A 22,773-nucleotide genomic window follows, 5' to 3' on the forward strand; every position below is an offset into this window, starting at 1 on the left:
TCTTGTGAACGGACAGCCGCCATGACGCACCGGACGACCCCGGCCGGCAACGCCGTAGTCGTCGGCGCCGGAATGGGGGGACTGCTTGCCGCGGCGGCTCTCGCCGGCTCGTTCCGGAGCGTCGTCGTCCTCGACCGCGACATCCTGCCCGACACAGCCGTCGCGCGCAGGTGCGTGCCGCAGGCCCGGCACGTGCACGCGCTTCTCGCAGGCGGGCAGGCCGCGATGGAGGACCTCCTTCCGGGGTTCGTGTCCGAGCTCCTGGCCCTCGGCGCCACCGCGGGCGACGCACTGGGCGACATCCGGTGGATCGTCGACGGGCATCGGATGGCGCGCGAGATCAGTGGCGTCCCCGGTATTCTCGCGAGCAGACCGCTCGTCGAGTGGCAGATGCGCAACCGGGTCGAGGCCCTGCCGAACGTGCGGATACGGGACCGCTCCGACGTCACGGGTCTCACCGTCGACGGCGGACAGGTGACCGGTGTGACCGTGCAGCACCGGGGCGGCGTCCCGCCGGAGGTCGTCGAGACCGATCTCGTCGTGGACTCGTCCGGCCGCAGTTGGCAGACTGTCGCCCGGCTCGGCGAGCTGGGGTTCGCGCCGCCGGCCGAGTCGCAGCTGGCCGTGGACGTCAGCTACGCGACGAGGCACTTCCGGCTCGACCCGCCGCATCTGGACGGGGATTCCGGCATCGGGATGGCGCCGGGACCGTCGAGTCCGCGCAGCGGATTCATGGGCGTGCAGGAGGACGGCACCTGGATCGTCACTCTCGCCGGGTACGGGGACGACGTGCCGCCACTGGATCCGGACGGCTTCCTCGACTTCGTGAAGTCGTTTCCCGCCCCCGACATGTACGACGCGCTGCGCACGGCCGAGCCGGTGGACGACGGCGTGCGATACCGAATCCCGACGACCGTCCGCCGGCACTATTCCGCGGACGATCTGCCGTCGAATTACCTGCCGTTCGCGGACGCCATCTGCTCGTTCAACCCGATCTACGGCCAGGGCATGAGCGTCGCCGCGGTGGAGGCGACGATCCTGCGGGACTGTCTGCGGTCGGGGCGCGCCCATCTCGCTCGCCGGTTCCTCCGCGGGGCGAACCGGTGTATCGATGCCGCGTGGACGCTCACGGTAGACAACGACCTCCGGATCCCGGCCGTGCCCGGTCGGCGGTCGGCGCGGGTCCGGTTGGTCAATGCGTACACGTCCCGGCTCGATCGGGCGGCGTCCGTCGACCCGGCCGTGGGGTCCGCGTTCCTCCGGGTGACGCATCTGCTCGACCGCCCGGGGGTGCTGCTCCGGCCCGCGACGGTGCTGCGGGTTCTGCTTGCCTCCCGCTGACGGGCGACCGCCAGATTACCTGTATGTTTGCGTCACAGATACCTGAAGGGTCTGCGCCGCCACGAGAGGAAATCCGTGCTCGACATCGCCTGGAACCCGACGCTGAACACGCTGACCCGCAACGCCTGGCGACTGTCCTTCGGCGGCGGAATCGCACCGGTCCAGCGAACCCCGTCGACGCGCATCCACGAGGCGCCCCATCAGGACCTGTACCGATTCGACAGCACCGAGACCGACGGCGGCCGGCCCGTCCTTCTCGTGCCTCCGCTCGCCGCGCCCGCACACTGCTTCGACCTCCGGCCGGGCCAGAGCCTGGCCGCGCACCTGGCCGGTTCCGGCAAGGCGGCGTATCTCGTCGACTACGGCACCATGGGCTATTCCGACCGCGGCCTCGGGTTCGAGGACTGGATCGACGACTTCATCCCGGCGGCGGTCGAGCGGGTGTCCCGACTCCACGGCGGTGCACCCGTCGACCTGATCGGCTGGAGCCTCGGGGGAACGATGTCGCTGCTCACGGCGGCGGGCCGGAACTATCTGCCGATCGGTTCCGTGACGGCGATCGGCACGCCGATCGACTACGAGTCGGTGACCATGATCGCGCCGCTGCGGATGGTCGGCCGGTTCACCGGCGATCGCCCCCTCACCACCGCGACTTCGGCGATGGGCGGACTCCCCGCGCCGCTGGTCCAGGCGAGCTACCGCTTCACCGCGCTTCAGCGCGAGCTCACCAAGCCGTGGTTCATCGCCCGGAACCTGCACGACACCGAGACCCTCGCGCGCATGGAGTCCATCGACCGGTTCATGGCCGACATGCCGGGTTATCCGGCCCGGTTCTTCCGCCAGGTCTGCACCCAGCTGATCCTCGGGAACGCGCTCGCCGCGGGGAGTTTCCAGACCCGGAACGGCGCGATCGCGCTGGCCGATCTCGCGGTGCCGGTTCTCGCGATCGGCGGCACCGAGGACGTCATCGCCCCGATCCCGTCGGTCCGGGCGGCGACCGACGTGTTCACCGGTTCTCCGTCGGTGCGGTTCGAGTCCGCGCCGGGCAGCCACCTCGGGCTCGTCGCGGGCCCGAAGGCGAGGGACTCCACGTGGGCGCACATCGACGGATTCCTCGACGGGGTCGTCGCGCACACCGCCTGAGATCAGGTCAGCCCGGCCCTCGCGACGGCGCCCGCGAACAGTGCGGTGACCGCGGCGCCCATCGTCGCCTGATCCACTTCCTCGGGATCGACGGAGTGCTCGAGCACGAGGCCGGAGATGAGGGCCATCAGCGAGATGGCCGTGGTGCGGACGTCGAACGTGTCGTCGACCCCCCACTCCCGCGCGCGCTCGCCGATCAATTCGACGAGCCTTCCCCGCAATTGCCGCCGCTCCCGCAGGTAGGCCTGGGCGATCTGCGGGTCGCGTGCGGCGAGCACACCGAATTCGAGTACCAGCAGCGACCACCCCGGCTCGCGCACCATCCACGACGCGATCGCCTCGCCGCCTTTGCCCGCGGCATCCGAGGGGTTCATGCCGGCGATCTCGGCGAGGACCCGTCCCGCCAGTTCGAGTGAGCGCGCGGCGAAGAGTTCGGCGAACAGGTCCTGCTTCGACTCGAAGTTCGAGTAGACCGCCCCCTTGGTGAATCCGGCCCGGCGTGCCACCTCGGCGAGCCTGGCCGCACTGAAGCCGCGCTCGGCGAATTCCTCCGCCGCGGCGTCGAGGAGGCGCTGACGCACGACGTCACGACCGGGACGCGTCGTGGGCGCCCATTCGGTGTGACGACTGTCCGGTTGACGATCTGCAGTCACGATACCTAGGGTATTCAATACCCACGGTATCGACAAGGATCGAGGACGTCCGATGACCATGACCGACAGCGAATCCACCACCCCGGCTCCCGTGCACCACGACAGCCCGGTGTCGAAGTACGGCGCACCCAAGGTGATGGTCGCGCTGGTCTTCGGCGTTCTCCTCCTCCAGCTCGGCTTCATCCTCAGCTACGTGGCCGCGTTCCATCAGCCCACGCCCCGCGACATCGAGATCGGCGTCGTCGCGGCGGAGGGACTGCCCGCAGGCACGGACCAGCAGGTCGCCGACCGGCTCGATGCGATCGACGACAGGCCGCTGCGCGCCCGTGTCGTCTCGGACACCGCGGAAGCCCGGCGGCTCCTCCACGACCGCGAGATCCAGGGTGCGTTCGTCATGAACCCCGTCGGCCCCGACACCCTGATCACGGCGAGCGCGGGCGGCAGCTCCATCTCCAGCGCGCTCGAATCGGTCTTCGCCCAGGTGGAGAACAGCCAGGGTCGCCAGTTCACGGTCCGCGACGAAATTCCGGTCGGCGCACACGACAACCGCGGACTGTCCGGCTTCTATCTCGCGGTCGGGTGGGTGGTCGGCGGCTACCTGCTCGCGGCGGCGATCGGCCTGTTCATCGGCGCCCCGCGAAGCCTCCGCCAGGCGACCGTGCACACGGCTGTCCTGTTCGGCTACGCCGTGGTGTCCGGCGCCCTCGGCGCCCTGATCACCACTCACGTGCTCGGCACGTTCGCAGGCCATTGGTTCCCGCTGTGGCTACTCGGAACAGGTGTCGTCTTCGGCACCGCCGTGTTCACGCTGGGGTTGCGCGCCTCGGTCGGCATCCTTGCGGTGCCCCTCGCGATCGCCGTCTTCGTCATTCTCGGCAATCCCAGCGCCGGCGGTGCGTTCGGTTCGAACGTCATTCCCGCCTTCTACGCGGCCATCGGACGCTGGATCACCCCGGGCGCCGGCACCGAGGGAATTCGAAGCATCGTGTACTTCGACGACGTGGGGCTCGGACAGCCCGCGCTCGCCCTCGCGCTCTATTCCGTGGTCGGGCTCGGACTGCTGTTCGGGTTCACCGCCCGGCGCCTCCGGAAGCCGGAATCGACTACGCCCCGTTCCGATGTCGTGTCGGACGACGCTTCTTGATGTCGTACCGGAGGAATGGACCTACTCTTGGTTCATGCCGACGCCCCTGCACCCCCACGCCGCGCATGTCGCCGAGACTCTGATCGCGCGAGGACACCATGGGGTGATCGTGACCCAGCCCGACTCCACCCACTCCGCGGCCGAGGCGGCGGAGTCTCTGGGGGTCGATATCGGCGCCATCACCAAGTCGCTGGTATTCCTCCTGGACGACGATCCGATCCTGCTCCTCGTGTCGGGGGCGCACGAGGTGGATCTGGCGAACACGGGCAAACGACTGCAGGGAAATCTGACCCGGGCACCCCTCGACATGGTGCGGATCGCGACCGGACAGCCGATCGGGGGTATCGCCCCGCTCGGACATCCCACGAACCTTCCGACGTACGTCGACAACGCCCTGTCGGAGTACGCGGAACTGTGGGCGGCCGCCGGGCACCCGGACACGGTCTTCCGCACGTCGTTCTCCGAGTTGGTGCGGATCACCGCGGGCCTGGCGATCGACGTCGACTGAATCCCGGGCGGTTGACGCCCCTATAGTTGACGTCAGATCTCGTGAACGAGAATGACACAGTGCCCGCACGGGCCGACCCGGAGAATGATTTGTCCGACAGAGCCGAGAACGCCGAAACCGTCGATGGTTCGGACCTCCCCCGCGACCATCGACTCGCCCCCGGAATCTGTGCCGAGGATTACCGCGCAGCCCTGCGTCGGCACCCGGCGGGCGTCACCATCGTGACCCTCGATTCGGGGTCCGGCCCGGTCGGCTTCACCGCGTCCTCGTTCTCCTCGGTTTCACTGGACCCGCCGTTGGTGTCGTTCAACATCGCGAACACGTCGTCCAGCATCGATGCACTTCATTCCGCGGATTCGCTGGTGATTCACCTCCTCGGCGAGCACCAGCAGCACCTGGCTCAGCGATTCTCCCGAAGCGCCGACCAGCGGTTCTCCGACGAGTCGCTCTGGGCGCGACTCGACACCGGCGAACCGGTCCTCCACGGAACTCCCAGCTGGTTGCGGGTGATCGTGGACCAGCTGATTCCCGTCGGCGATCACACGCTCGTCATCGGCCTCGTCACCCGCGTTCATGCCGAGGCAGACGACGACTCCGCTTCGGCTCCCCTGCTGTATCACGAGGGCCGGTACTACCGGCCCACTCCGCTCGGTTCAGCGAACAACGGCAACTGACCAGGTCAGGACGCCAGTACCCGCTCGCGGAGGGGGAGGTCGAAGCGACGCAGCGCCTCGTCGACGGCGTCGGCGGAGGTGACGAGACCTCGCTCCTCCAGCCACGGGAGGGTGCCGTCGACGAGCTGCTCCAGAACCCTGGGCAGCGACAGCGGCAGCACGGTCACACCGTCGGCGACGCCTGCCGCCTGGATGTCGGCGATGAGTCCGGCGAGGCCGACCGGAGTTCCGATGTACTGCAACGACACCGGAGCACGGGGCGTCGCCAGGGCGCTGTCGAGGAGGGCCAGCTCCTTGCGGGCGGCGCGGGCCTCCACGGCGATGAGCACCTCGAGGTCCACCAGGACGGTGACGCTGTCGGGGTCGCGACCGTCGGCGACGAGTTCGGCGCGGATCCGTGCGCGTTCCTGCTGCGCCTCACGCAGATCGGACGCCCGGATCCGGACGACGTTCGGCGGGAACGACGTGAGGTCGAGCTGATCCGTCGAATCGGCGGTCAGGTCCACCCAGTAGTCCGCGCCGTTGATCGGCCGCGTGCCGGTGGCACCCTCGGCCGCCGGGTGGTGGCCGGAGCCGGTCAGTTCGACGGCGACGCGAAGTGGACGGGATACGAAGGCATTGTCTCGAGACATAGGGGTTCCTCGGGAATGACGTGTGAATGAAACGGAGCTGGAAGAACGGTCAGCTCGAACACATACCCGAGGCGGTTCGGCACAGATCGACATGCCGACGGCACCAGTGAGCAATCATTGTGCTCCCAGCCTGCGATGCCATGCGGTCATACTAGCGCGTCCCGCGAAAAACGCGTCTCCGGCACCGGATTCCACTGGCCGCTCTCCTTGGCGTAGGTCCAGCTCCGGCGGCCCGCCACCAGGGTGCGCACCGCGTCGACCAGCCGATCCACGTCCTCGGAGCAGCTTCCGAGACCCACACTCACCCGCACGGCGCCGTCGGGCCTGCCGAGGCGGCCCAGCAGAGGATGGGCGCAGAACCGCCCGTCGCGAACTCCGATTCCATGTTCGGCGGAGAGGTAGGCGGCGATCTCTCCCGGCTCGAACCCGTCGATCGTGAACGTCACGATCCCCACGGTGTCGGGGGCGTCCGACCACAGCCGCAGGAACTCCAGGCCGTCGACGGAGCCGAGGCCGTCGAGGAGCCGGCCGGTGAGTGCCGCCTCGTGTGCGGCCACCGTGCCGAAGTCCAGCTCGGACAGTGCATCGCACGCGGCGGCGAGCGCCGCCGCGCCGAGCACGTTGGGGGTTCCGGCCTCGTGCCGGGCAGGGGCGGGCGCCCACTGGGTCGATTCGACGGTCACGTTCCGGACCGCCCCGCCGCCTGCGAGATAGGGCTCGGCGGCGTCCAGCCAGTCCCGGCGGCCCACCAGCACACCGGCGCCGAAGGGGGCATACAGCTTGTGCCCGGAGAACGCGAGGTAGTCGACGCCCCACTCCTCGACGTCGATGCGCCGGTGCGGCGCGAGCTGAGCGGCGTCGACGAGAATCCGTGCGCCGCAACGATGCGCCACCTCGGCGAGGGCGGCGATCGGCAGAACCTCGCCGGTCACGTTGGATGCACCCGTCACCGCGAGCAGGGCGGTGGGCTTGGAGCACAGTTCTGCGACGAGCAGGCGGACCGTCTCCTCCAGCGTGTCCGCCGCCCTCACGACGCGAGAGTTCTTCCACGGCAGCAGGTTCGCATGATGCTCGATGTCGAGGACGACGGTGCTGCCGGGGACGCAGCCGGCCAGCAGATTCAGCGAGTCGGTCGTGTTCCGGGTGAAGACCACCACCTGGTCCTCCCCCGCTCCGACGAACCGGGCGACAGAGTCGCGGGCGTTCTCGTAGCACTCGGTCGAGACCCGCGACGCGTAGCCGGCGCCGCGGTGCACGCTGGAGTACGTCGGTAGCAGTGCCCCGATCCGGTCGGTCACCTGCGCCAACGCCGGCGCACTGGCGGCGTAGTCGAAGTTGACGTAGGCGCAGTCGCCGCCCTGAACGAGCGGAACCCGCAGGTCGGAGCCCGAAACCTGGGCCAAGGGGGCAACACACACGTCAGCGGTCAGTACAGCAGTCATCACGACATCCCTCGTAGTCAGGGACTCGTCGCAGGGTCGGTGCCCTCTCGGAGTCCGCGCTTGCCGGGTCCGGTATGGACCTCAGCCTGGTCGTCACCCGGAGCACCCCGCCGCGGTGGAGGGTTGCCGACCAGCTAGCCGGGGCTTGACGCTGGTACTCGTGACCTGTTTCGAAGATTGCAGGATCGACGCGCTGTTGTCAACCCGAAACCCGGAGGGTCCCGGATCCGGGACCGAGAACTCGCGTCAGTTGGGAGTCACCCCGAGGAGCGGGGCGAGCTGATTCGCAATCGGGTTGAGGTCCAGCCTGTTCGGGTCCTTCTTGGGCGTGGAGTCCCACGGCTGAACGGTGGCGGGGTCGCCGAACACGATCCGGTTCGCACTGCGGACGCCGGTGAGACTGCCCTGTGGGGCTTCGCAGGACGCGGCGGTGTTCTGCGGGAAGTCCTGCTGCGTGTCGTCGAAGTTCGGGTCGTTCCGCTTCATCTCCTGGAGGATCGCCTGGGTGCCCTCGTAGCCGACGGTGCACGACGGCGGATTGTTGGTCTCGGCCACCAGGCCCAGGTGCACGGTTCCGTCGTCGGGCGCAATGGTCGACGACGCTGCCGCCACCCCCGGCAGGTACACGAACAGGGTCTGCAGGGCGGTGGCTTGCACCGAGATCGCCTTCGCCGTGACGGACAGGTTGGCGAGGTTCGTCGTGGCACCGGGTCCGGCCTCCGAGACGAGTTGCCCCAGTAGATCGCTCGCCGGATTTCCGTTGTCGATCAGCCGCCGGACGTCCGGGTCGCTGCTGCGCAGACGATCCGCGAGCGAGTCCAGGTCGGCACTGAAATCCTTGATCGCCGAGGACTGTTCGGACTGCGTATCCAGTACAGTGCGACCGTCGCGCACCAAAGCCATTGTCCGATCGAGCGATTCGGAGCCCGACCCCGACAGCCCGGACAACGAATCCGCGAGCGACTGAAGGTCTTCGCCCTTGCCGTCGAATGCCGCACCGAGTTCCGTCACGACGGTGTGGAGCGCGTCGATCGGCACGGATTCCGTCAATCCCCGTGTGCTGGCGAGCAATTCTTCGACGGGCACCGGCGTCGACGTGTCGGCGGCGGCGATTCGGGACCCGTCCGCGAGGAACGGCCCCCGATCGGTGGCGGGCCGAAGGTCGACGTACTGCTCGCCGATCGCCGACCTGTTGGCCACGACGGCTTTCGCGGAGGCGGGAATGTCGGGCGCGCTCGTGTCGATCCTCAGTTCGACGACGACGCCGTCCGGGGTCAGGGACATGTCCCCGACGCGGCCGACCGGCACGCCGCGGTAGGCGACTTCCGCATTGGTGAAGATGCCGCCCGACGTCTCCGATTCGAGGTGCACGGTGTATTCGCCGAACCCGAGGAGATTGCCCAGGCGCACATAGTTGGCACCCACGTAGACGAGGCCCGTGAGAGCCACGAGAACGAAGCCGATCAGCTGCCACCGGACGAGCGGCGACCTCACCGTCGACCCTCGATGTCGCGTCGCCCGAACGCCGTCCCCGCTGCGGCTGGCAGGCACCGGTTCGCGAAATGACTGTTGATGGCGGCGGCAGACACAGGCACTCCGATGACAGTGGGATATGTGAGACAAGCGGTCACACATATATCTAGTCCGGTCGCCGTAGCAGCGCAAACTCCGAACCACCCTCGGTGGCGCACGTCACTCGACGGTCTTGACTGAATTTTCAGTTTGGAATATCTTCGGTTCCCAACAGGACGTGATGACAGTCACCTCCGCCCCGAAATGTGAGGTCCGCAGTGTCCACGAATCTCGACCCGACGACGCCCCTCGACGACACCGCCCCCTCCCCGCCGGAGGACCGCTTCGGACACGTCGAGACGATCGGCGTGGAATACATCCCCGAATCGGAACGCGATTCGCGACCGCTCAACATGCTCGCCGTGTTCTTCGGCGGCAACCTGGCGTTCTCGGTGATCGTGTTCGGCTGGCTCCCCATCACGTTCGGACTCGGGTTCGGCAGCGCGATCGCGGCCAGCGCGGTCGGCATCGGACTCGGCACGCTCCTCATCGCTCCCCTGTCACTCCTGGGCCCGCGCACCGGCACGAACAACACCGTGTCGAGTGGTGCGCACTTCGGAGTGAGCGGACGGATGATCGGCTCGGGGCTCACCCTGCTCTTCGCCCTCGCGTACGCCGCGATCGCGGTCTGGACCTCGGGTGACGCGCTGATCGCCGCCGCCCACCGCCTGCTCGGCACACCGGTCGACAACGGCATGCTCGCCCTCGGCTACGGCATCATCGCCGCCGAGATCGTGGCCGTCGCGCTGTTCGGCCACGGCACGGTGGTCGCGCTCCAGAAGTTCGTGCTGCCCGTCGTTGCCGCGCTGCTCCTGCTCGGTGTGTTCGCGTTCGGGGGTCGCTTCGACGGCGGGTCGGGCAGCGGCGACTATCTCCTCGGCGGGTTCTGGCCCACCTGGATTCTGGCCGTGGTGCTCGCCGTCGGCGGTCCGCTGTCGTACGCCCCGACACTCGGCGACTACAGCAGGCGGATCTCCCGGGTGCGGTTCAGCGACCGTACGATCGTCGCGGCCACCATGGCAGGCATCTTCTTCGGGCTGTTCCTGACCGCGGCTTTCGGATCGTTCACCGCGTCGACGTTCACCACGCTGAGCGACTCCTACGTTGCCGACCTGGTGGCGGAGGCGCCCGGTTGGTACGTGCTGCCGATCGTCCTCGTCGCCCTCGCAGGAGGACTCGGCCAGGGCGTCCTCAACGTCTACGCCAGCGGTCTCGATCTGGAAGCGCTGATCCCCCGGTTGCGCCGCGTCCACACCACGCTGATCACGTCGGCGCTCGCGGTCGCCCTGCTCTACATCGGCGTGTTCGTCGTCGACGCCGTCGATTCGATCACCGCGATGACCTTGGTGCTCAACGGTTTCGCCGCGCCGTGGGTGGCGATCAACGTCGCCGGCTTCCTGGTTGCGCGGCGAGGGCAGTACGACGCCGTCGACCTCCAGGTCTTCAATCTGGGCCGCAGGGGTGGGCGCTACTGGTTCACCGGCGGCTGGAACCTGCGCGCCGTCATCCCGTGGGCGGCCGGATCCGTGTTCGGCGTCCTCGCCGTCGACACGTCGCTGTACTCCGGGCCCCTTGCCGACATCGCGCACGGTGTCGATGTCAGTCTTGTCGGATCGTCGGCCATCGCCGTGGCCGGCTACCTCGCCGCGCTGCGACTGTGGCCCGAACATGTGGCCCCGGTCGAGGCGCCGAGGTCCTAGGGCGGCACGAACCGAAGGAGATTCACCGATGAGCGAGCGACGCGATGCGATTCTGAAGGCCAGCGCGACGGCCATTGCCCAACGAGGCATTCGCGGGCTTCGCGTCAACGATGTCGCGGAGGTCGCGGGCGTGTCGCCGGGACTGCTGTACTACCACTTCAAGGATCGCATCGGCCTCCTCGAGGCCGCCCTGAACTACATCAACGACCGTGCCCGCGCCTACCGCAGCGAGGGTGAGGGATCCGGCGACTCCGCTCGCGACCGCCTCACCCGCTCCCTCCTCGGGGAGATCCAGGACCGTCCCGAGGTCGTAGAGAACTCGTTGGCCTGGAACGAGTTACGCGCCTCCGCTGTGTACGAGGAGGCGCTGCAGGAGCCCCTCGCGCGGACCACCGCGGCGTGGGTGTCGGAGATCGCCGACGCGATCGCCCAGGCGCAGGTCACCGGCGAGATCTCCCGCTCGCTCGACCCCCAGCCCACCGCGATCACGATGACGGCCCTCGTCGAGGGTCTGTCCGGGCGGTGGCTCTGCAAGGAGATCTCCACCGAGGACGCCCGCTCCCATCTGCTCGGCGCGATCGACGTCGTGATGTCCGAGCCCACCCACCACATTGCCGACACCCCCGTCACACCCACACCGAAGGAATAACCATGACCATTCGCACGATCACCGCACTGCCCGCACCGTCCTCACCGGCGCGCTTCACCGAATCCGCCCGCACACCGCTGCGGGTCGGACTGGTACAGCACCGCTGGCGACCCGATGCGGACGCACTGCGCACCGCGTTGACCGACGCGATCGGCGAGGCAGCCGCACTCGGCGCTGCGGTGGTGTTCCTGCCGGAACTCACGTTGTCGAAGTACCCCGCCGACACCCGCGCGACCGGGGCCCCCGGCCGCGACGCCGAGCACCTCACGACCGGCCCCACGTACAGTTTCGCGGCCGCCGCCGCTGCCCGGCACGGGGTCTGCGTCCACGCTTCCCTCTACGAACGAGCCGACGGCCCCGACGGTCTCGGTTTCAACACCGCGATCCTCGTCGCCCCGTCCGGTGAATTGCTCTCCCGGACCCGCAAGCTGCACATCCCGGTCAGCGCCGGCTACTACGAGGACACCTACTTCCGCGGCGGTCCCGCCGACGACGCCTACCCCGTCTACCGCCCGGGCGAACTGGACGGTGCCGCACTCGGTTTGCCGACGTGCTGGGACGAATGGTTCCCCGAAGTCGCGCGGATGTATTCGCTCGGCGGCGCCGAGATCCTCGTCTACCCCACCGCTATCGGGTCGGAGCCGAGCGCCCCGTCCTTCGACACCCAGCCGATCTGGCAGCACGTGATCGTCGGAAACGGCATCACCAGTGGCACATTCATGGTGGTCCCGAACCGCTGCGGCAACGAGGGCGGCATCGACTTCTACGGTTCCTCGTTCATCTCCGACCCGTACGGCCGCGTGCTCGTGTCTGCTCCCCGCGACGAGGAGGCGGTCCTGGTGGCCGATCTCGACCTCGATCAGCGGAAGGACTGGCTCGATCTCTTCCCGTTCCTGACCACCCGCAGGCCGGACACGTACACCCGGCTGACGGATCCCGTGGACCACGAGCACCCCTACGGACTTCCGACGACGGTATCGGCCGCGGAGACCCGGTCATGACCTGGCGGATGCCGAGCGAGACCGAACCGCAGGAACGGGTGTGGATGGCGTTCCCGCCCCTCGGGGCCTCGATGACCGCGACCGCGGACGACGCGCACGAGGCGCGAACCGCGTGGACGGCCGTCGCCCACACGATCGCCGAATTCGAGCCGGTCACCATGGTCGTCGATCCGGCGGATCGGGATGTCGCCCGGCAGTACTTGTCCGCGGACATCGATGTGGTCGAGGTTCCCCTCGACGACGCCTGGATGCGCGACATCGGACCCACGTTCGTCCTCGACGAGGACGACCGCCTCGGTGCCGTCGACTGGACGTTCAACGGCTGGGGACAACAGGAGTGGGCGACCTGGGATCGCGACCGGTCGATCGGCGCGGCCGTCACCCGGTGGTCCGGTGCGCAGCCGGTCCCGTCGTCGATGGTCAACGAGGGCGGCGGGATCCAGGTCGACGGTCGCGGAACCGTGCTCGTCACCGAGACCGTGCAACTGGACCCGCTGCGCAACCCCGGCCTGGACGCGGCGGGAGTCGAGGCGGAACTCGCGCGCACGATCGGCGCCGAGCACGTCGTCTGGCTCCCCCGCGGCCTCACGCGAGATTCCGAGAAGTTCGGCACCAAGGGGCACGTCGACATCGTCGCGGCGCTGCCCGCACCGGGGGTGGCTCTCGTGCACTCCCAGCGCGACCGATCCCACCCCGACCACGAGGTGTCCGCCGAGATCCTGAAGGTGATGTCCGACAGCCGTGACCGTTCCGGTGCGCCGTGGCGGATCGTCGAGGTGCCTGCCCCGACGGTCCTGCGTGACGAGGAGGGCTGGGTCGACTACAGCTACATCAATCATCTCGTCGTCAACGGCGGCGTCATCGCATGCGGCTTCGACGACCCTCACGATGCCCTCGCCCGCGACATCCTGTCGAGCGTCTACCCCGGTCGCCGCGTCGTCACGGTCGATGCCCGGCAGATCTTCGCGCGGGGCGGCGGCATCCACTGCATCACCCAGCACCAGCCTCGCGGGCGGATCTAGCGGGCACTGTTCTCGCTGTCCACTTCCGCGAGCCGCCTCGCCAGGAATCGCCGGGTCGGTTCGTTCGCCGCCAGACCGATCGCGGCGCGGTACTCCGCGCTCGCCTCGGCGGGCCTGCCCGCTCGGCGCAGCAGGTCGGCGCGGGTCGCGTGCACGGTGTGCGTCCGCGCCAGCCTCGGCTCCCCGGCGAGTGCGTCCAACTCGGCGAGGCCGGCGTCGGGGCCGTCCCGGAAGCTCACTGCGACAGCGCGATTGAGACGGGCGGCGGGCGAGTCACCGTACGTGCCGAGTTCGTCGTATCCGGCGACGACGGCGTTCCAGTCGGTCGCCGTCCAGTTCGGCGCCGTCGCGTGGGCGGCCGCGATCGCGGCCTGCGCGCTGTACGGACCGCTTCCCCTGCGTCGTGCGGCCCGCAGGCACACGACGCCTTCCTCGATCTTCGCCCGGTCCCAGCGCCGACGGTCCTGCTCCTCGAGTGAGACGAGATCACCCGCGTCGTCCGTTCGCTGAGCACGCCTGCTGTCGTGAAACAGCATGAGCGCCATCAGCGCCCACGCCTCACCCTCGTCCGGCATCAGCTCGCACAGCAACCGGCCGAGCCGCAGCGCCTCCTCGCAGAGTTCGTCGCGGATCGCGGTGTCGCCCGACGTCGCCGAATAGCCCTCGGTGAACACCAGATAGATGCAGGCGAGTACCTGCGGGGTGCGCTCGGGCAGCAGATGGTCGGGCGGGACCCGGAAGGGGATACCGGCGGTCCGGATCTTCGACTTCGCTCGGCTGAGCCGTTGGGACACGGTCGGTTCCGGGGCGAGGAACAACCGGGCGATCTCCGCCGGCCTCAGCCCGGCCACCAGGCGGAGAGTCAACGCGACCTGCGACTCCGGGGACAGCGCAGGATGGCAGCACGTGAACATGAGCCGCAACTGGTCGTCACGCACCGGCCACACCTCTTCCTCGTCCGGAGGGGGAACGAGCCGAGCCGCATCGTGCTCCTTGTCGCCGCGCAACGACTCCCGGCGCAACCGGTCCAGTGCCCGGTTGCGGGCGACGGTCGTGATCCAGGCTCCCGGGTTCTTGGGCAGTCCCGCCTCCGGCCAGCTGCGGATCGCCTCGGCGAACGCCTCCTGCACCGCGTCTTCCGCGAGGGACAGGTCGCCGACCATCCGTGCCACGGTCGCCAGCGCCCGACCGGACTCCTCCCGGAAGACGCGGCTCAGCGTGTCGCCGTCCATTACTCGGCGTAGGCGACGATCTGCCGGAGTTCGACGCAGCCCTTCGGCGTCACCGGGATCTTCGCCGATAACGCGATCGCACTCTCCCGGTCTTCGGCTGCGAGCACGTACAGGCCATTCGCGACCTCGGCTGTCTCGGCGAAGGGGCCGTCGGTGAGAAGGAGTTCCCCGTCGCGAACGCGGATCGTCGTCGCGGAGTCCGGCGGATAGAGGGCCCCGCCGCCACGCACCGCGGACCCGGCGAGCCGACCGAACTTCTCGTGCTCGGCCATTCCCTCGTCCCACTGGGGTGTGCCCGGCGCCACCGCCGCCGCCACCGGTTCGCGGAGCAGCGCCATCCAGCAGCCTGTCTGATCGGTCACGGGCATCCACTCGAACATCGGCCACAGCTCGATGATCGCCTCCGGGATGTGCCGCGCCACATTCAGCACCTCGTCCAGGTCCGGTCCCTCGAGGACGTAGAAACCACCGATCACCTCCGCGGTCTCCGCGAACGGACCGTCCGTGATCAGCGCCCGGCCGCCCTCGTTCCGGATGGTCGCCGCCTCCGCGCTCGGATACAAGGCACCCCCTCCGACGATCGCGGAGCCCGCTCTCTCCGTGAACGCCTGGTGGCGCGCAACGGCCACCGCAAACTCCGGACTGTCCGGTGCCCATTCGGTGGCGTTCTTCTCGTCCGCCAGCAATGCCAGGTAGTACATGGGGTCATCCTTCCTCGAAAAGAAGGAACTCGGGTGCTCCTTCTGACCAGACGACGAAGAAGAGGGACGAACTTCGACACGTGCGGTGAGAGAACCGGCACCTGCGGGTGAAGAATGGACGACGAAGCCCTACGAACCACCAACTGTTCACCATCTGGCCACTTGATCGTGAGATAACGAGCCGTACGCACCACCACCCGCTCAGAGAAGGAATTCTGGATTGTCTCTCCAGTCGCCGACGGATTCGGACCTGTCGCTCCGTATACCCCGGGAATTCCTCCGCCGTGAATTCGCACCGGCGCCGCGCACACTCGTCGACATCCTGTTCGCGACGGCCGAGGCGAACCCCGAAGCCCCGGCGATCGACGACGGCTCGACGTCGCTCACCTACCAGGAACTGCTCGAGGAGATCCGGCAGACCGCGGAGGTCCTGGCCGAGTCGGGAGTCGGGGCCGGCGATCGCGTCGGAATCCGAATGCCGTCCGGATCCTGCTCGCTCTACGTCGCAATCCTGGCGACGCTCGCCGTCGGCGCCGCCTACGTGCCGGTCGACGCGGACGACCCCGAGGAACGCGCCGAACTCGTGTTCGGTGAGGCGCAGGTCCGGTGCGTGATCACCGGCACCGGGATCACCGCAGGTACCGCCCCCGACAGGGCCGAGTCGCCGAGCGCCCGTCCGCCGACCGTCGACGACGACGCGTGGATCATCTTCACCTCCGGTTCCACCGGCACCCCCAAGGGTGTCGCGGTGAACCATCGCAATGCGGCGGCGTTCGTGGATGCCGAAGCCCGGATGTTTCTGCAGGAAGACCCGATCCGGCCCGGCGATCGGGTGCTGGCCGGACTGTCCGTCGCGTTCGACGCGTCCTGCGAGGAGATGTGGCTCGCGTGGCGTCACGGCGCCTGCCTCGTTCCCGCGCCCCGATCCCTGGTGCGCAGCGGCATGGACCTCGGCCCGTGGCTCGTCGCGCGCGACGTCAGCATCGTCTCGACGGTGCCGACCCTCGCGTCGCTGTGGCCTGCCGAGGCCCTCGAGGCCGTGCGCCTGCTGATCTTCGGCGGCGAGGCCTGCCCACCCGAACTGGCGGAGCGTCTCGCCGTCGACGGACGCGAGGTATGGAATACGTACGGGCCCACCGAGGCGACCGTCGTGGCGTGCGGCGCCCTGATGGACGGCAAGAGTCCGGTCAGTATCGGCCTCCCGCTCGACGGCTGGGACCTCGCAGTGGTCGACGCGACCGGTGAACCCGTCCCCGAGGGCGAGGTGGGCGAACTGGTCATCGGCGGTGTCGGCCTGGCCCGGTACCTCGACCCGCAGAAAGACGCCGAGAAGTACGCACCGATGCCGACACTCGGCTGGGATCGCGCATACCGCAGTGGCGACCTCGTCCGCCTCGACCGCCGCGGACTTCTGTTCCAGGGTCGCGCAGACGATCAGGTGAAACTCGGTGGCAGGCGGATCGAACTGGGCGAGGTCGACAACGCCCTGCAGAACCTTCCCGGCGTCGGCGGCGCCGCCGCTGCCGTCCGCCGGACCGGAGCCGGTCACCAGGTACTCGTCGGCTACCTTGTCAGCACCAACCCCGACTTCGACCTCAAGGCGGCGCACGCGGCGCTCACCGAGCAGCTGCCGGCGGCGCTGGTTCCCCGGTTGGTCCTGGTCGACGAACTGCCCACCCGCACGTCGGGCAAGGTCGACCGGAACGCCCTGCCCTGGCCCCCGCCGGGTGTCGACGACGCCGCGGAGAAACTGGGTCTCGAGGGCACGCAGGCCTGGGTCGCGGGGCTGTGGACGGCGATTCTCGGTGCCGAGATCACGGGCCCCGACGACGACTTCTTCGAGCTCGGCGGTGGATCGCTCTCGGCGGCCCAGCTGGTCACGGCGCTGCGCGAACGGTTCCCCGAGGTGACGGTCGCGCAACTGTACGACCATCCGCGGCTCGGTTCGCTCGCGGAATACCTCGACGAGCTGGCGCCGATCGACGCCGCCGAACCCCGCCTCGTCACGCCGACTCCGCGTCGGAGCCAGCTCGCGCAGATCGCGGCGACCGTTCCCCTGACGACGCTCACGGGCCTGCAGTGGGTCACGTGGCTGGCCATCGCGAACAACGTCTTCTCCTGGTTCACGACGGTGCCGTGGGCGCCCACGGTGTCGTGGTGGTGGATTCTGCTCGCGTTCTTCGCGTTCATCAGCCCGGTCGGCCGGATGGCGATCTCGGTGATCGGTTCGCGGATCCTGCTGCGCGGACTCGAGCCGGGAACGTATCCCCGAGGCGGCAGCGAACACCTGCGGCTGTGGGTGGCGCTGCGCCTGACCGAGGCCAGCGGTGCCGCGAACCTGTCGGGCGCGCCGTGGATGCTCTACTACGCGCGGGCGCTCGGCGCGAAGGTCGGCAAGGGCGTCGACCTGCACACGCTCCCGCCGGTCACCGGCATGCTCGAGCTCGGCGACGGGTGCTCCATCGAACCCGAGGTCGACCTGTCCGGGCACTGGGTGGACGGCGACGTCGTCCACATCGGCGCCATCAAGATCGGTCCGGGTGCGTCGGTGGGCGCCCGGTCCACGCTGGTTCCCGGCGCCACCATCGGGCGCAACGCCGAGGTCGAGGCCGGTTCCGCCGTGTTCGGACGCGTCAAGGCCAATCAGCACTGGGCGGGTTCACCGGCGGTCAAGGTCGGCAAGGCCGTCCACCCGTGGCCCGAGGAGACTCCACGCCGCGCGGCCTACTGGGTTCCCGCGTTCGGCGTGACGTCGATGCTCATCGCCGGACTGCCGATCTTCGCCCTCGTCGCCGGCATCGTGGTCATCGGCTGGTGGATCCGCGACGCCGGCACGATCGGATCCGCCGTACTCCAGTCGCTGGTGATCCTTCCCGTCGCGACGCTCGTCAGCCTCGCCGTATTCGCCGTCCTCACGGTCGTGTCCGTCCGGCTGCTGTCCATCGGGCTGCGTGAGGGCTACCACCCGGTCCGCAGTCGCATCGGCTGGCAGGTGTGGGCCACCGAACGACTCATGGACTCCGCCCGCACGTTCCTGTTCCCGCTGTATGCGAGTCTCCTGACGCCGGGATGGCTGCGGTTGCTCGGCGCCCGGATCGGCAAGAACGTGGAAGCGTCGACCGTGCTCATGCTGCCGAAGTTCACCACCGTGGCGGACGGCGCATTCCTCGCCGACGACACGATGATCGCGAGTTACGAACTCGGCGGCGGCTGGATGCACATCGAACACGCGAAGGTCGGCAAGCGCGCCTTCCTCGGCAACTCCGGGATGACCGGTCCGGGTCGGCGCGTGCCCAAGAACGGTCTCGTCGCGGTGCTCTCGGCCACGCCGTCGAAGGCGAAATCCGGTTCCTCCTGGCTGGGCAGTCCCCCGGTCCGCCTCCGCAGGGCGCCCGGCGACACCGACGCCTCCCGCACGTTCCGTCCCCCGGTCCGGCTCAAGATCGCCCGCGCGGTCGTGGAGACGTGCCGCCTCATCCCGGTGACGGTGACGTTCGGAATCGGCCTCGGCGTGCTGTTCGCGCTGCAGGTGCTGGCTCACCACATCGGCTTCTGGCTCGCGGCGCTGGCGAGCGGTGTCGTCCTCCTCGTCGCGGGCGCGGTCGCCGGGCTGATCTCCGTGATCGCGAAGTGGCTGGTGGTGGGTCGGATCGGGAAGATCGAGCACCCGTTGTGGAGTTCGTTCGTGTGGCGGAACGAGGTGTCGGACGCCTTCGTGGAAACGGTCGCCGCACCCTGGTTCGCCCGTGCCGCCACCGGCACCGCCGTCCTCAACGTCTGGTTGCGGGGCCTCGGAGCCACCATCGGCAAGGGTGTGTGGTGTGAAACCTATTGGCTGCCCGAGGCGGATCTCGTGACGCTGGGCGACGGCGCGACCGTGGAACGGGGGTGTGTCGTGCAGACTCACCTGTTCCATGATCGGATCATGTCCATGGACACCGTCATCCTCGGAGCCGGCGCCACCCTCGGCCCGCACTGTGTCGCGCTGCCCGCCGCCCGGATCGGCGAAGGCGCCACGGTCGGCCCGGCCTCGCTCGTCATGCGCGGCGACACCGTGCCGCCGTCCACGCGGTGGCAGGGAAATCCGATCGCCCCCTGGGCGGCCACGTGAAGGCTGACAAGGGGATCGACGAGCCGGTCGACCCGTATCTCCCCCAGAACGGAAACCGCGGATACCGGGTGTCCCGGTACGAACTCGACCTCACCTACAAGGTTCACAGCAACCGGCTGGCAGGCAAGGCCACGATCACCGCGGTCACCACCGAGGCCCGCTCCCGGTTCGCCCTGGATCTGGCGTCCAATCTGCACGTCACGAAGGTCGCGACCAACGGTTCCCGCAACACGAAGTGGTTGCATCGGAACGGCAAGCTGGTCGTCACGCCCGCGCAGGCGATCCCCGCGGGCGGCGCCCTCGTGCTCACCGTCCAGTACGGGGGTTCGCCGAAACCGATCCGCAGTGTGTGGGGTGAGGTCGGCTGGGAGGAGTTGTCCGAGGGCGCGCTGGTTGCCAGCCAGCCCAACGGGGCGGCGTCCTGGTTCCCGTGCGACGACCACCCGAGTTCGAAGGCCAGTTACCGCATCGCGATCACGACCGATTCGCCGTACTACACGGTGGCCAACGGTGCGCTGGTGAGCAGGCAGACGCGGGCCAGCCAGACGACGTGGGTGTACGAGCAGACCGAGCCGATGGCGAGTTATCTGGCCACCATCCAGATCGGGCCGTACGAACGCCGAAGCCTCGGTTCCGCCGGAGTCCCCATGTTCGCCGTCCACCCGCCGCGGCTGCGTCCGACGTTCGACGTGGACTTCGGCCGGCAGCCTCAGATGATGGACGTGTTCTCCCGACTGTTCGGCCCGTACCCGTTCGCCGACTACACGGTGGTCGTGACGGACGACGAGCTGGAGATCCCGCTCGAGGCGCAGGGACTGTCGATTTTCGGTGCCAACCATTGCACGGGCCGGCGCGGATACGAACGTCTGGTGGCGCACGAACTCGCCCACCAGTGGTTCGGCAACAGCCTGACACTCGGTCAGTGGCGGGACATCTGGCTGCACGAAGGTTTCGCCTGTTACGCGGAGTGGATCTGGTCGGAGAACTCGGGCGGCCCTTCGGCGCACCAGCTCGCACAGCAGGCGCATCAGGGCCTGGCCCGCAAGCCGCAGGACCTGGTGATCGCCGATCCGGGACCGCAGCTGATGTTCGACGACCGCGTCTACAAGCGCGGCGCGCTGACGCTCCACGCGTTGCGACGACGGCTCGGCGACGACAAGTTCTTCGGGCTGCTGCGGCAGTGGACCCTGGCCCATCGCCACTCCACCGTCACGAGCGAGCAGTTCACCGACCTGGCCACCCACTACACCGACGAGCCGCTGCGCCTGCTGTGGGATTCCTGGCTCGGCGAGAAGACTCTGCCGCCGATGTGAGCTGCGGTCACTCCGGGTTCGGCAGGTGCGCGCGCCACTTGGTGAGTGCGAGCGCAAGACAGCCGGCGGCCGCGATCGTCCCGAAGAGGAACATTCTCGGGTACGTCACCGCTGGGAACGTCTCGGACAGGTAGGCCATCACGGCCGGCGTCCCGAATCCCAGGTACGTGAGCGAGTAGAAGACGGCGGTCAGTCCGGCGAGGTCGTTCGGGCCCGCGATCCGCTGAATCTCCTGCAGTCCCGACACCATGGCCATGCCGTATCCGCAGCCGAGCACGACGGCGGCGGCGAGCGCGAGCGGAACGGTCAGCGCCGACGCGGCGACGGCGGCGACGCCCATTCCGACGAGGACGACGACGAGTGACACCACGACGGCACGCGCGTTGCGGGGGGTGTCGATCTTGCGTCCGAGCGCCTGGATCGCGAATCCCGCCCCGAGGCCGACCATGCACATGAGCGCCGAGAACGCGAGCGGCAGCCCACCGGTGTTCCCGGACATCAGCGACGGCAGGACCGCGTAGGCGGCGGCCGCAGTGCCGAACACCCAGGGTGCGAGCGGCGCGATCACGAACAGGAATCGCTTGTGGGCGGCGGACGGGATCGCGAGGTCGCGGGCGAGCGAGACTCGTTCGGAGACCGGCTGGGCCGCGCGGGTCTCCGGGGCTCGCCACAGTGCGACGGCAGCGGCGACGGCGATCGCGCTGTGCACAACGTACGACAGGACACTCGGCAGCGGCGCCCACTGCGCGAGGACGCCGGCGACGCCCGCGCCGAGACCGAATCCGCCGGTCAGGCTCATCGCTGCCCGTCGCGCACCGGCACCGTCCGTGGCCGCGGGATCCCACGGCGCGGTCGACAGTTCCTTCACCCAGCTGCCGCCGACGGCCATGCCGAGGCCGAGCGCGACCCCGCACAGGACGCGGCCGACGATGAGCATGGCCGCAGAGTCGGCGCCGAGGGCCAGGAGCGCGGAGCCGGCGATCGTCAGGAACGGTGCCGGGAGCAGGATCGGCCGTCTGCCCAGCCGGTCGGACAGTGGTCCGCCGACGAGGAGGGCGGGCACGATTCCGACAACGTAGGCAAACAGGAACAGATCGACCGTGACCGGCGAGAAACCGTGATCGGCGCGGTACATGCCGAGGAGCGGCGTGAATTCGTTGCCGCCCCACGCGACCGCGAACATGGTCGCGGCCACCAGCAGCCAGGCGCGCGGCGACGCGAGGGTCTCCGGCACCTCGATCGGGGATTCGCGGACGACGGTCATCGCGCAACTCCTCTCGGGTTGAGGGCGTGGACCTGGCGCATGTGGACGAGCACCGCGGCGTCGAACCCGGCGGCGTCACCCGCTTCGACGAGTTCGGTCAGCTGCTCGTGGTCGGCGATGATCCTGGGCAGCTGTCCCGGGTCACGGGTGATCGAGTGTGCCGTCATGCGTCGCTGACGCTCGCGGATGCTGGAGTAGAACGTCGCGAGCAGCGGATTCTCGCCCGCCTCGACGATCATCCGATGGAAGTCGGCGTCGGCGGCGCTGAAGGCGGCGACGTCGCCGCGCTCGGCGATCTCCCGCTGCTCGACGAGGTTCTCGCGCAGGCGGGCGACGAGGAGTTCGCGGGCGTGTGGCTGGTCGGCCAGCACCCGGACGCTGTGCGTCTCGACGAGTTGCCGGGCGTCGACCACGTGCTCCGCCTCGCCGTCCGCGACGGGCACGATGAGCGCGCCCCGCTTCGGGTACAGCCGCATCCAGCCCTCGGACTCGAGCCGGAGGAAGGCTTCGCGCACCGGGGTACGACTGAGCCCCATGCGCCCGGCGATCTCGCCCTCGCTGATCAGCTCACCGCCGGGCAGACCGCCCGACAGGATGAGCTCCTTGACCTCGCGATAGGCCTGCTCCGCGGCGGAATACAACATAGACACAAGAAGTATTTAACACCTGGA

General features: G+C 69.0%; 20 protein-coding genes and 1 riboswitch. Of the genes, 11 read left to right on the top strand and 9 right to left on the bottom strand.

Annotation, left to right across the window (positions count from 1 at the left end; genetic code table 11):
- Nucleotides 1-21: 21 nt before the first annotated feature.
- A complete protein-coding gene (locus QM693_RS29820) occupies nucleotides 22-1,341 on the top strand; it encodes a monooxygenase (protein WP_283354142.1) in 1,320 nt (439 codons plus the stop codon).
- Between the two features lie 75 nt (nucleotides 1,342-1,416).
- Complete coding sequence (locus tag QM693_RS29825) at nucleotides 1,417-2,484, top strand: alpha/beta fold hydrolase (RefSeq protein WP_283354143.1); 1,068 nt, start codon at nucleotides 1,417-1,419, stop codon at nucleotides 2,482-2,484.
- Nucleotides 2,485-2,486: 2 nt separating this feature from the next.
- Here QM693_RS29825 and QM693_RS29830 read toward each other — a convergent pair whose 3' ends face one another.
- Nucleotides 2,487-3,065: a TetR/AcrR family transcriptional regulator gene (locus tag QM693_RS29830; protein ID WP_283336394.1), complete on the bottom strand. Its 579-nt coding sequence runs from the start codon at nucleotides 3,063-3,065 to the stop codon at nucleotides 2,487-2,489.
- Nucleotides 3,066-3,189: 124 nt separating this feature from the next.
- On the opposite strand from QM693_RS29830, the gene QM693_RS29835 reads away from it, so the two are divergent.
- From QM693_RS29835 to QM693_RS29845, 3 genes are all read left to right on the top strand, one after another.
- The gene (locus tag QM693_RS29835) at nucleotides 3,190-4,281 is read left to right on the top strand and encodes an ABC-2 transporter permease (protein ID WP_280779132.1); all 1,092 of its coding nucleotides are present in this window, start codon (nucleotides 3,190-3,192) and stop codon (nucleotides 4,279-4,281) included.
- A gap of 34 nt (nucleotides 4,282-4,315) precedes the next feature.
- A complete protein-coding gene (locus QM693_RS29840; RefSeq protein WP_005244991.1) occupies nucleotides 4,316-4,789 on the top strand; it encodes a YbaK/EbsC family protein in 474 nt (157 codons plus the stop codon).
- Nucleotides 4,790-4,953: 164 nt separating this feature from the next.
- The gene (locus QM693_RS29845; protein ID WP_342365522.1) at nucleotides 4,954-5,463 is read left to right on the top strand and encodes a flavin reductase family protein; all 510 of its coding nucleotides are present in this window, start codon (nucleotides 4,954-4,956) and stop codon (nucleotides 5,461-5,463) included.
- 5 nt (nucleotides 5,464-5,468) lie between these two features.
- Here the strand turns inward: QM693_RS29845 and QM693_RS29850 are convergent, their stop codons facing one another.
- From QM693_RS29850 to QM693_RS29860, 4 genes are all read right to left on the bottom strand, one after another.
- Nucleotides 5,469-6,095: an LLM class oxidoreductase gene (locus tag QM693_RS29850; RefSeq protein ID WP_283336367.1), complete on the bottom strand. Its 627-nt coding sequence runs from the start codon at nucleotides 6,093-6,095 to the stop codon at nucleotides 5,469-5,471.
- A gap of 49 nt (nucleotides 6,096-6,144) precedes the next feature.
- On the bottom strand, nucleotides 6,145-6,237 hold the full coding sequence (locus QM693_RS37940; protein ID WP_368680942.1) for a putative leader peptide: 93 nt from the start codon (nucleotides 6,235-6,237) through the stop codon (nucleotides 6,145-6,147).
- 4 nt (nucleotides 6,238-6,241) lie between these two features.
- Nucleotides 6,242-7,537: an aminotransferase class V-fold PLP-dependent enzyme gene (locus QM693_RS29855; protein ID WP_283354144.1), complete on the bottom strand. Its 1,296-nt coding sequence runs from the start codon at nucleotides 7,535-7,537 to the stop codon at nucleotides 6,242-6,244.
- Between the two features lie 51 nt (nucleotides 7,538-7,588).
- Nucleotides 7,589-7,703: riboswitch (SAM riboswitch) on the bottom strand.
- Between the two features lie 80 nt (nucleotides 7,704-7,783).
- On the bottom strand, nucleotides 7,784-9,031 hold the full coding sequence (locus tag QM693_RS29860; protein ID WP_283354145.1) for an MlaD family protein: 1,248 nt from the start codon (nucleotides 9,029-9,031) through the stop codon (nucleotides 7,784-7,786).
- 296 nt (nucleotides 9,032-9,327) lie between these two features.
- Here QM693_RS29860 and QM693_RS29865 point away from each other — a divergent pair, with 296 nt between their 5' ends.
- From QM693_RS29865 to QM693_RS29880, 4 genes are read left to right on the top strand one after another with little or no spacing between them, the layout of a single operon-like run.
- A complete protein-coding gene (locus QM693_RS29865) occupies nucleotides 9,328-10,809 on the top strand; it encodes a purine-cytosine permease family protein (RefSeq protein ID WP_283336370.1) in 1,482 nt (493 codons plus the stop codon).
- 28 nt (nucleotides 10,810-10,837) lie between these two features.
- Nucleotides 10,838-11,458, top strand: coding sequence for a TetR/AcrR family transcriptional regulator (locus QM693_RS29870; RefSeq protein ID WP_283354146.1), 621 nt, complete (start codon nucleotides 10,838-10,840; stop codon nucleotides 11,456-11,458).
- Between the two features lie 2 nt (nucleotides 11,459-11,460).
- A complete protein-coding gene (locus QM693_RS29875) occupies nucleotides 11,461-12,459 on the top strand; it encodes a nitrilase-related carbon-nitrogen hydrolase (RefSeq protein WP_283336372.1) in 999 nt (332 codons plus the stop codon).
- Nucleotides 12,456-13,481: an agmatine deiminase family protein gene (locus QM693_RS29880; RefSeq protein ID WP_283336373.1), complete on the top strand. Its 1,026-nt coding sequence runs from the start codon at nucleotides 12,456-12,458 to the stop codon at nucleotides 13,479-13,481. The genes QM693_RS29875 and QM693_RS29880 overlap by 4 nt, the downstream gene beginning before the upstream one ends.
- Here the strand turns inward: QM693_RS29880 and QM693_RS29885 are convergent.
- A complete protein-coding gene (locus QM693_RS29885) occupies nucleotides 13,478-14,713 on the bottom strand; it encodes an RNA polymerase sigma factor (RefSeq protein ID WP_283336374.1) in 1,236 nt (411 codons plus the stop codon). The genes QM693_RS29880 and QM693_RS29885 overlap by 4 nt on opposite strands.
- Nucleotides 14,713-15,414 (bottom strand): YciI family protein, encoded by a 702-nt coding sequence (locus QM693_RS29890; protein WP_283354147.1) that lies wholly within the window; start codon nucleotides 15,412-15,414, stop codon nucleotides 14,713-14,715. The genes QM693_RS29885 and QM693_RS29890 overlap by 1 nt, the downstream gene beginning before the upstream one ends.
- A gap of 220 nt (nucleotides 15,415-15,634) precedes the next feature.
- Here QM693_RS29890 and QM693_RS29895 point away from each other — a divergent pair, with 220 nt between their 5' ends.
- Nucleotides 15,635-19,525, top strand: a complete 3,891-nt coding sequence (locus QM693_RS29895; protein ID WP_283354148.1) for a Pls/PosA family non-ribosomal peptide synthetase — start codon at nucleotides 15,635-15,637, stop codon at nucleotides 19,523-19,525.
- Nucleotides 19,522-20,838 (top strand): M1 family metallopeptidase, encoded by a 1,317-nt coding sequence (locus tag QM693_RS29900; RefSeq protein WP_283354149.1) that lies wholly within the window; start codon nucleotides 19,522-19,524, stop codon nucleotides 20,836-20,838. Before QM693_RS29895 ends, QM693_RS29900 begins: the two co-directional genes overlap by 4 nt.
- A gap of 7 nt (nucleotides 20,839-20,845) precedes the next feature.
- Here the strand turns inward: QM693_RS29900 and QM693_RS29905 are convergent, their stop codons facing one another.
- Nucleotides 20,846-22,102: an MFS transporter gene (locus tag QM693_RS29905; RefSeq protein ID WP_283354150.1), complete on the bottom strand. Its 1,257-nt coding sequence runs from the start codon at nucleotides 22,100-22,102 to the stop codon at nucleotides 20,846-20,848.
- A complete protein-coding gene (locus QM693_RS29910) occupies nucleotides 22,099-22,746 on the bottom strand; it encodes a GntR family transcriptional regulator (RefSeq protein WP_005262092.1) in 648 nt (215 codons plus the stop codon). The genes QM693_RS29905 and QM693_RS29910 overlap by 4 nt, the downstream gene beginning before the upstream one ends.
- Nucleotides 22,747-22,773: the final 27 nt, after the last annotated feature.

The sequence above is a fragment of the Rhodococcus sp. IEGM 1305 genome (assembly GCF_030058635.1).
GTDB lineage: Bacteria > Actinomycetota > Actinomycetes > Mycobacteriales > Mycobacteriaceae > Rhodococcus_F > Rhodococcus_F opacus_D.

What these genes read in the sequence shown, in the direction of transcription:
- QM693_RS29885 (WP_283336374.1), bottom strand. Translation starts at nt 14,713, where the DNA reads ATGGACGGCGACACGCTGAGCCGCGTCTTCCGGGAGGAGTCCGGTCGG.
- QM693_RS29910 (WP_005262092.1), bottom strand. Translation starts at nt 22,746, where the DNA reads ATGTTGTATTCCGCCGCGGAGCAGGCCTATCGCGAGGTCAAGGAGCTC.
- QM693_RS29850 (WP_283336367.1), bottom strand. Translation starts at nt 6,095, where the DNA reads ATGTCTCGAGACAATGCCTTCGTATCCCGTCCACTTCGCGTCGCCGTC.
- QM693_RS29835 (WP_280779132.1), top strand. Translation starts at nt 3,190, where the DNA reads ATGACCATGACCGACAGCGAATCCACCACCCCGGCTCCCGTGCACCAC.
- QM693_RS29820 (WP_283354142.1), top strand. Translation starts at nt 22, where the DNA reads ATGACGCACCGGACGACCCCGGCCGGCAACGCCGTAGTCGTCGGCGCC.
- QM693_RS29870 (WP_283354146.1), top strand. Translation starts at nt 10,838, where the DNA reads ATGAGCGAGCGACGCGATGCGATTCTGAAGGCCAGCGCGACGGCCATT.
- QM693_RS29905 (WP_283354150.1), bottom strand. Translation starts at nt 22,102, where the DNA reads ATGACCGTCGTCCGCGAATCCCCGATCGAGGTGCCGGAGACCCTCGCG.
- QM693_RS29840 (WP_005244991.1), top strand. Translation starts at nt 4,316, where the DNA reads ATGCCGACGCCCCTGCACCCCCACGCCGCGCATGTCGCCGAGACTCTG.
- QM693_RS29890 (WP_283354147.1), bottom strand. Translation starts at nt 15,414, where the DNA reads ATGTACTACCTGGCATTGCTGGCGGACGAGAAGAACGCCACCGAATGG.
- QM693_RS29855 (WP_283354144.1), bottom strand. Translation starts at nt 7,537, where the DNA reads ATGACTGCTGTACTGACCGCTGACGTGTGTGTTGCCCCCTTGGCCCAG.
- QM693_RS37940 (WP_368680942.1), bottom strand. Translation starts at nt 6,237, where the DNA reads ATGGCATCGCAGGCTGGGAGCACAATGATTGCTCACTGGTGCCGTCGG.
- QM693_RS29875 (WP_283336372.1), top strand. Translation starts at nt 11,461, where the DNA reads ATGACCATTCGCACGATCACCGCACTGCCCGCACCGTCCTCACCGGCG.
- QM693_RS29880 (WP_283336373.1), top strand. Translation starts at nt 12,456, where the DNA reads ATGACCTGGCGGATGCCGAGCGAGACCGAACCGCAGGAACGGGTGTGG.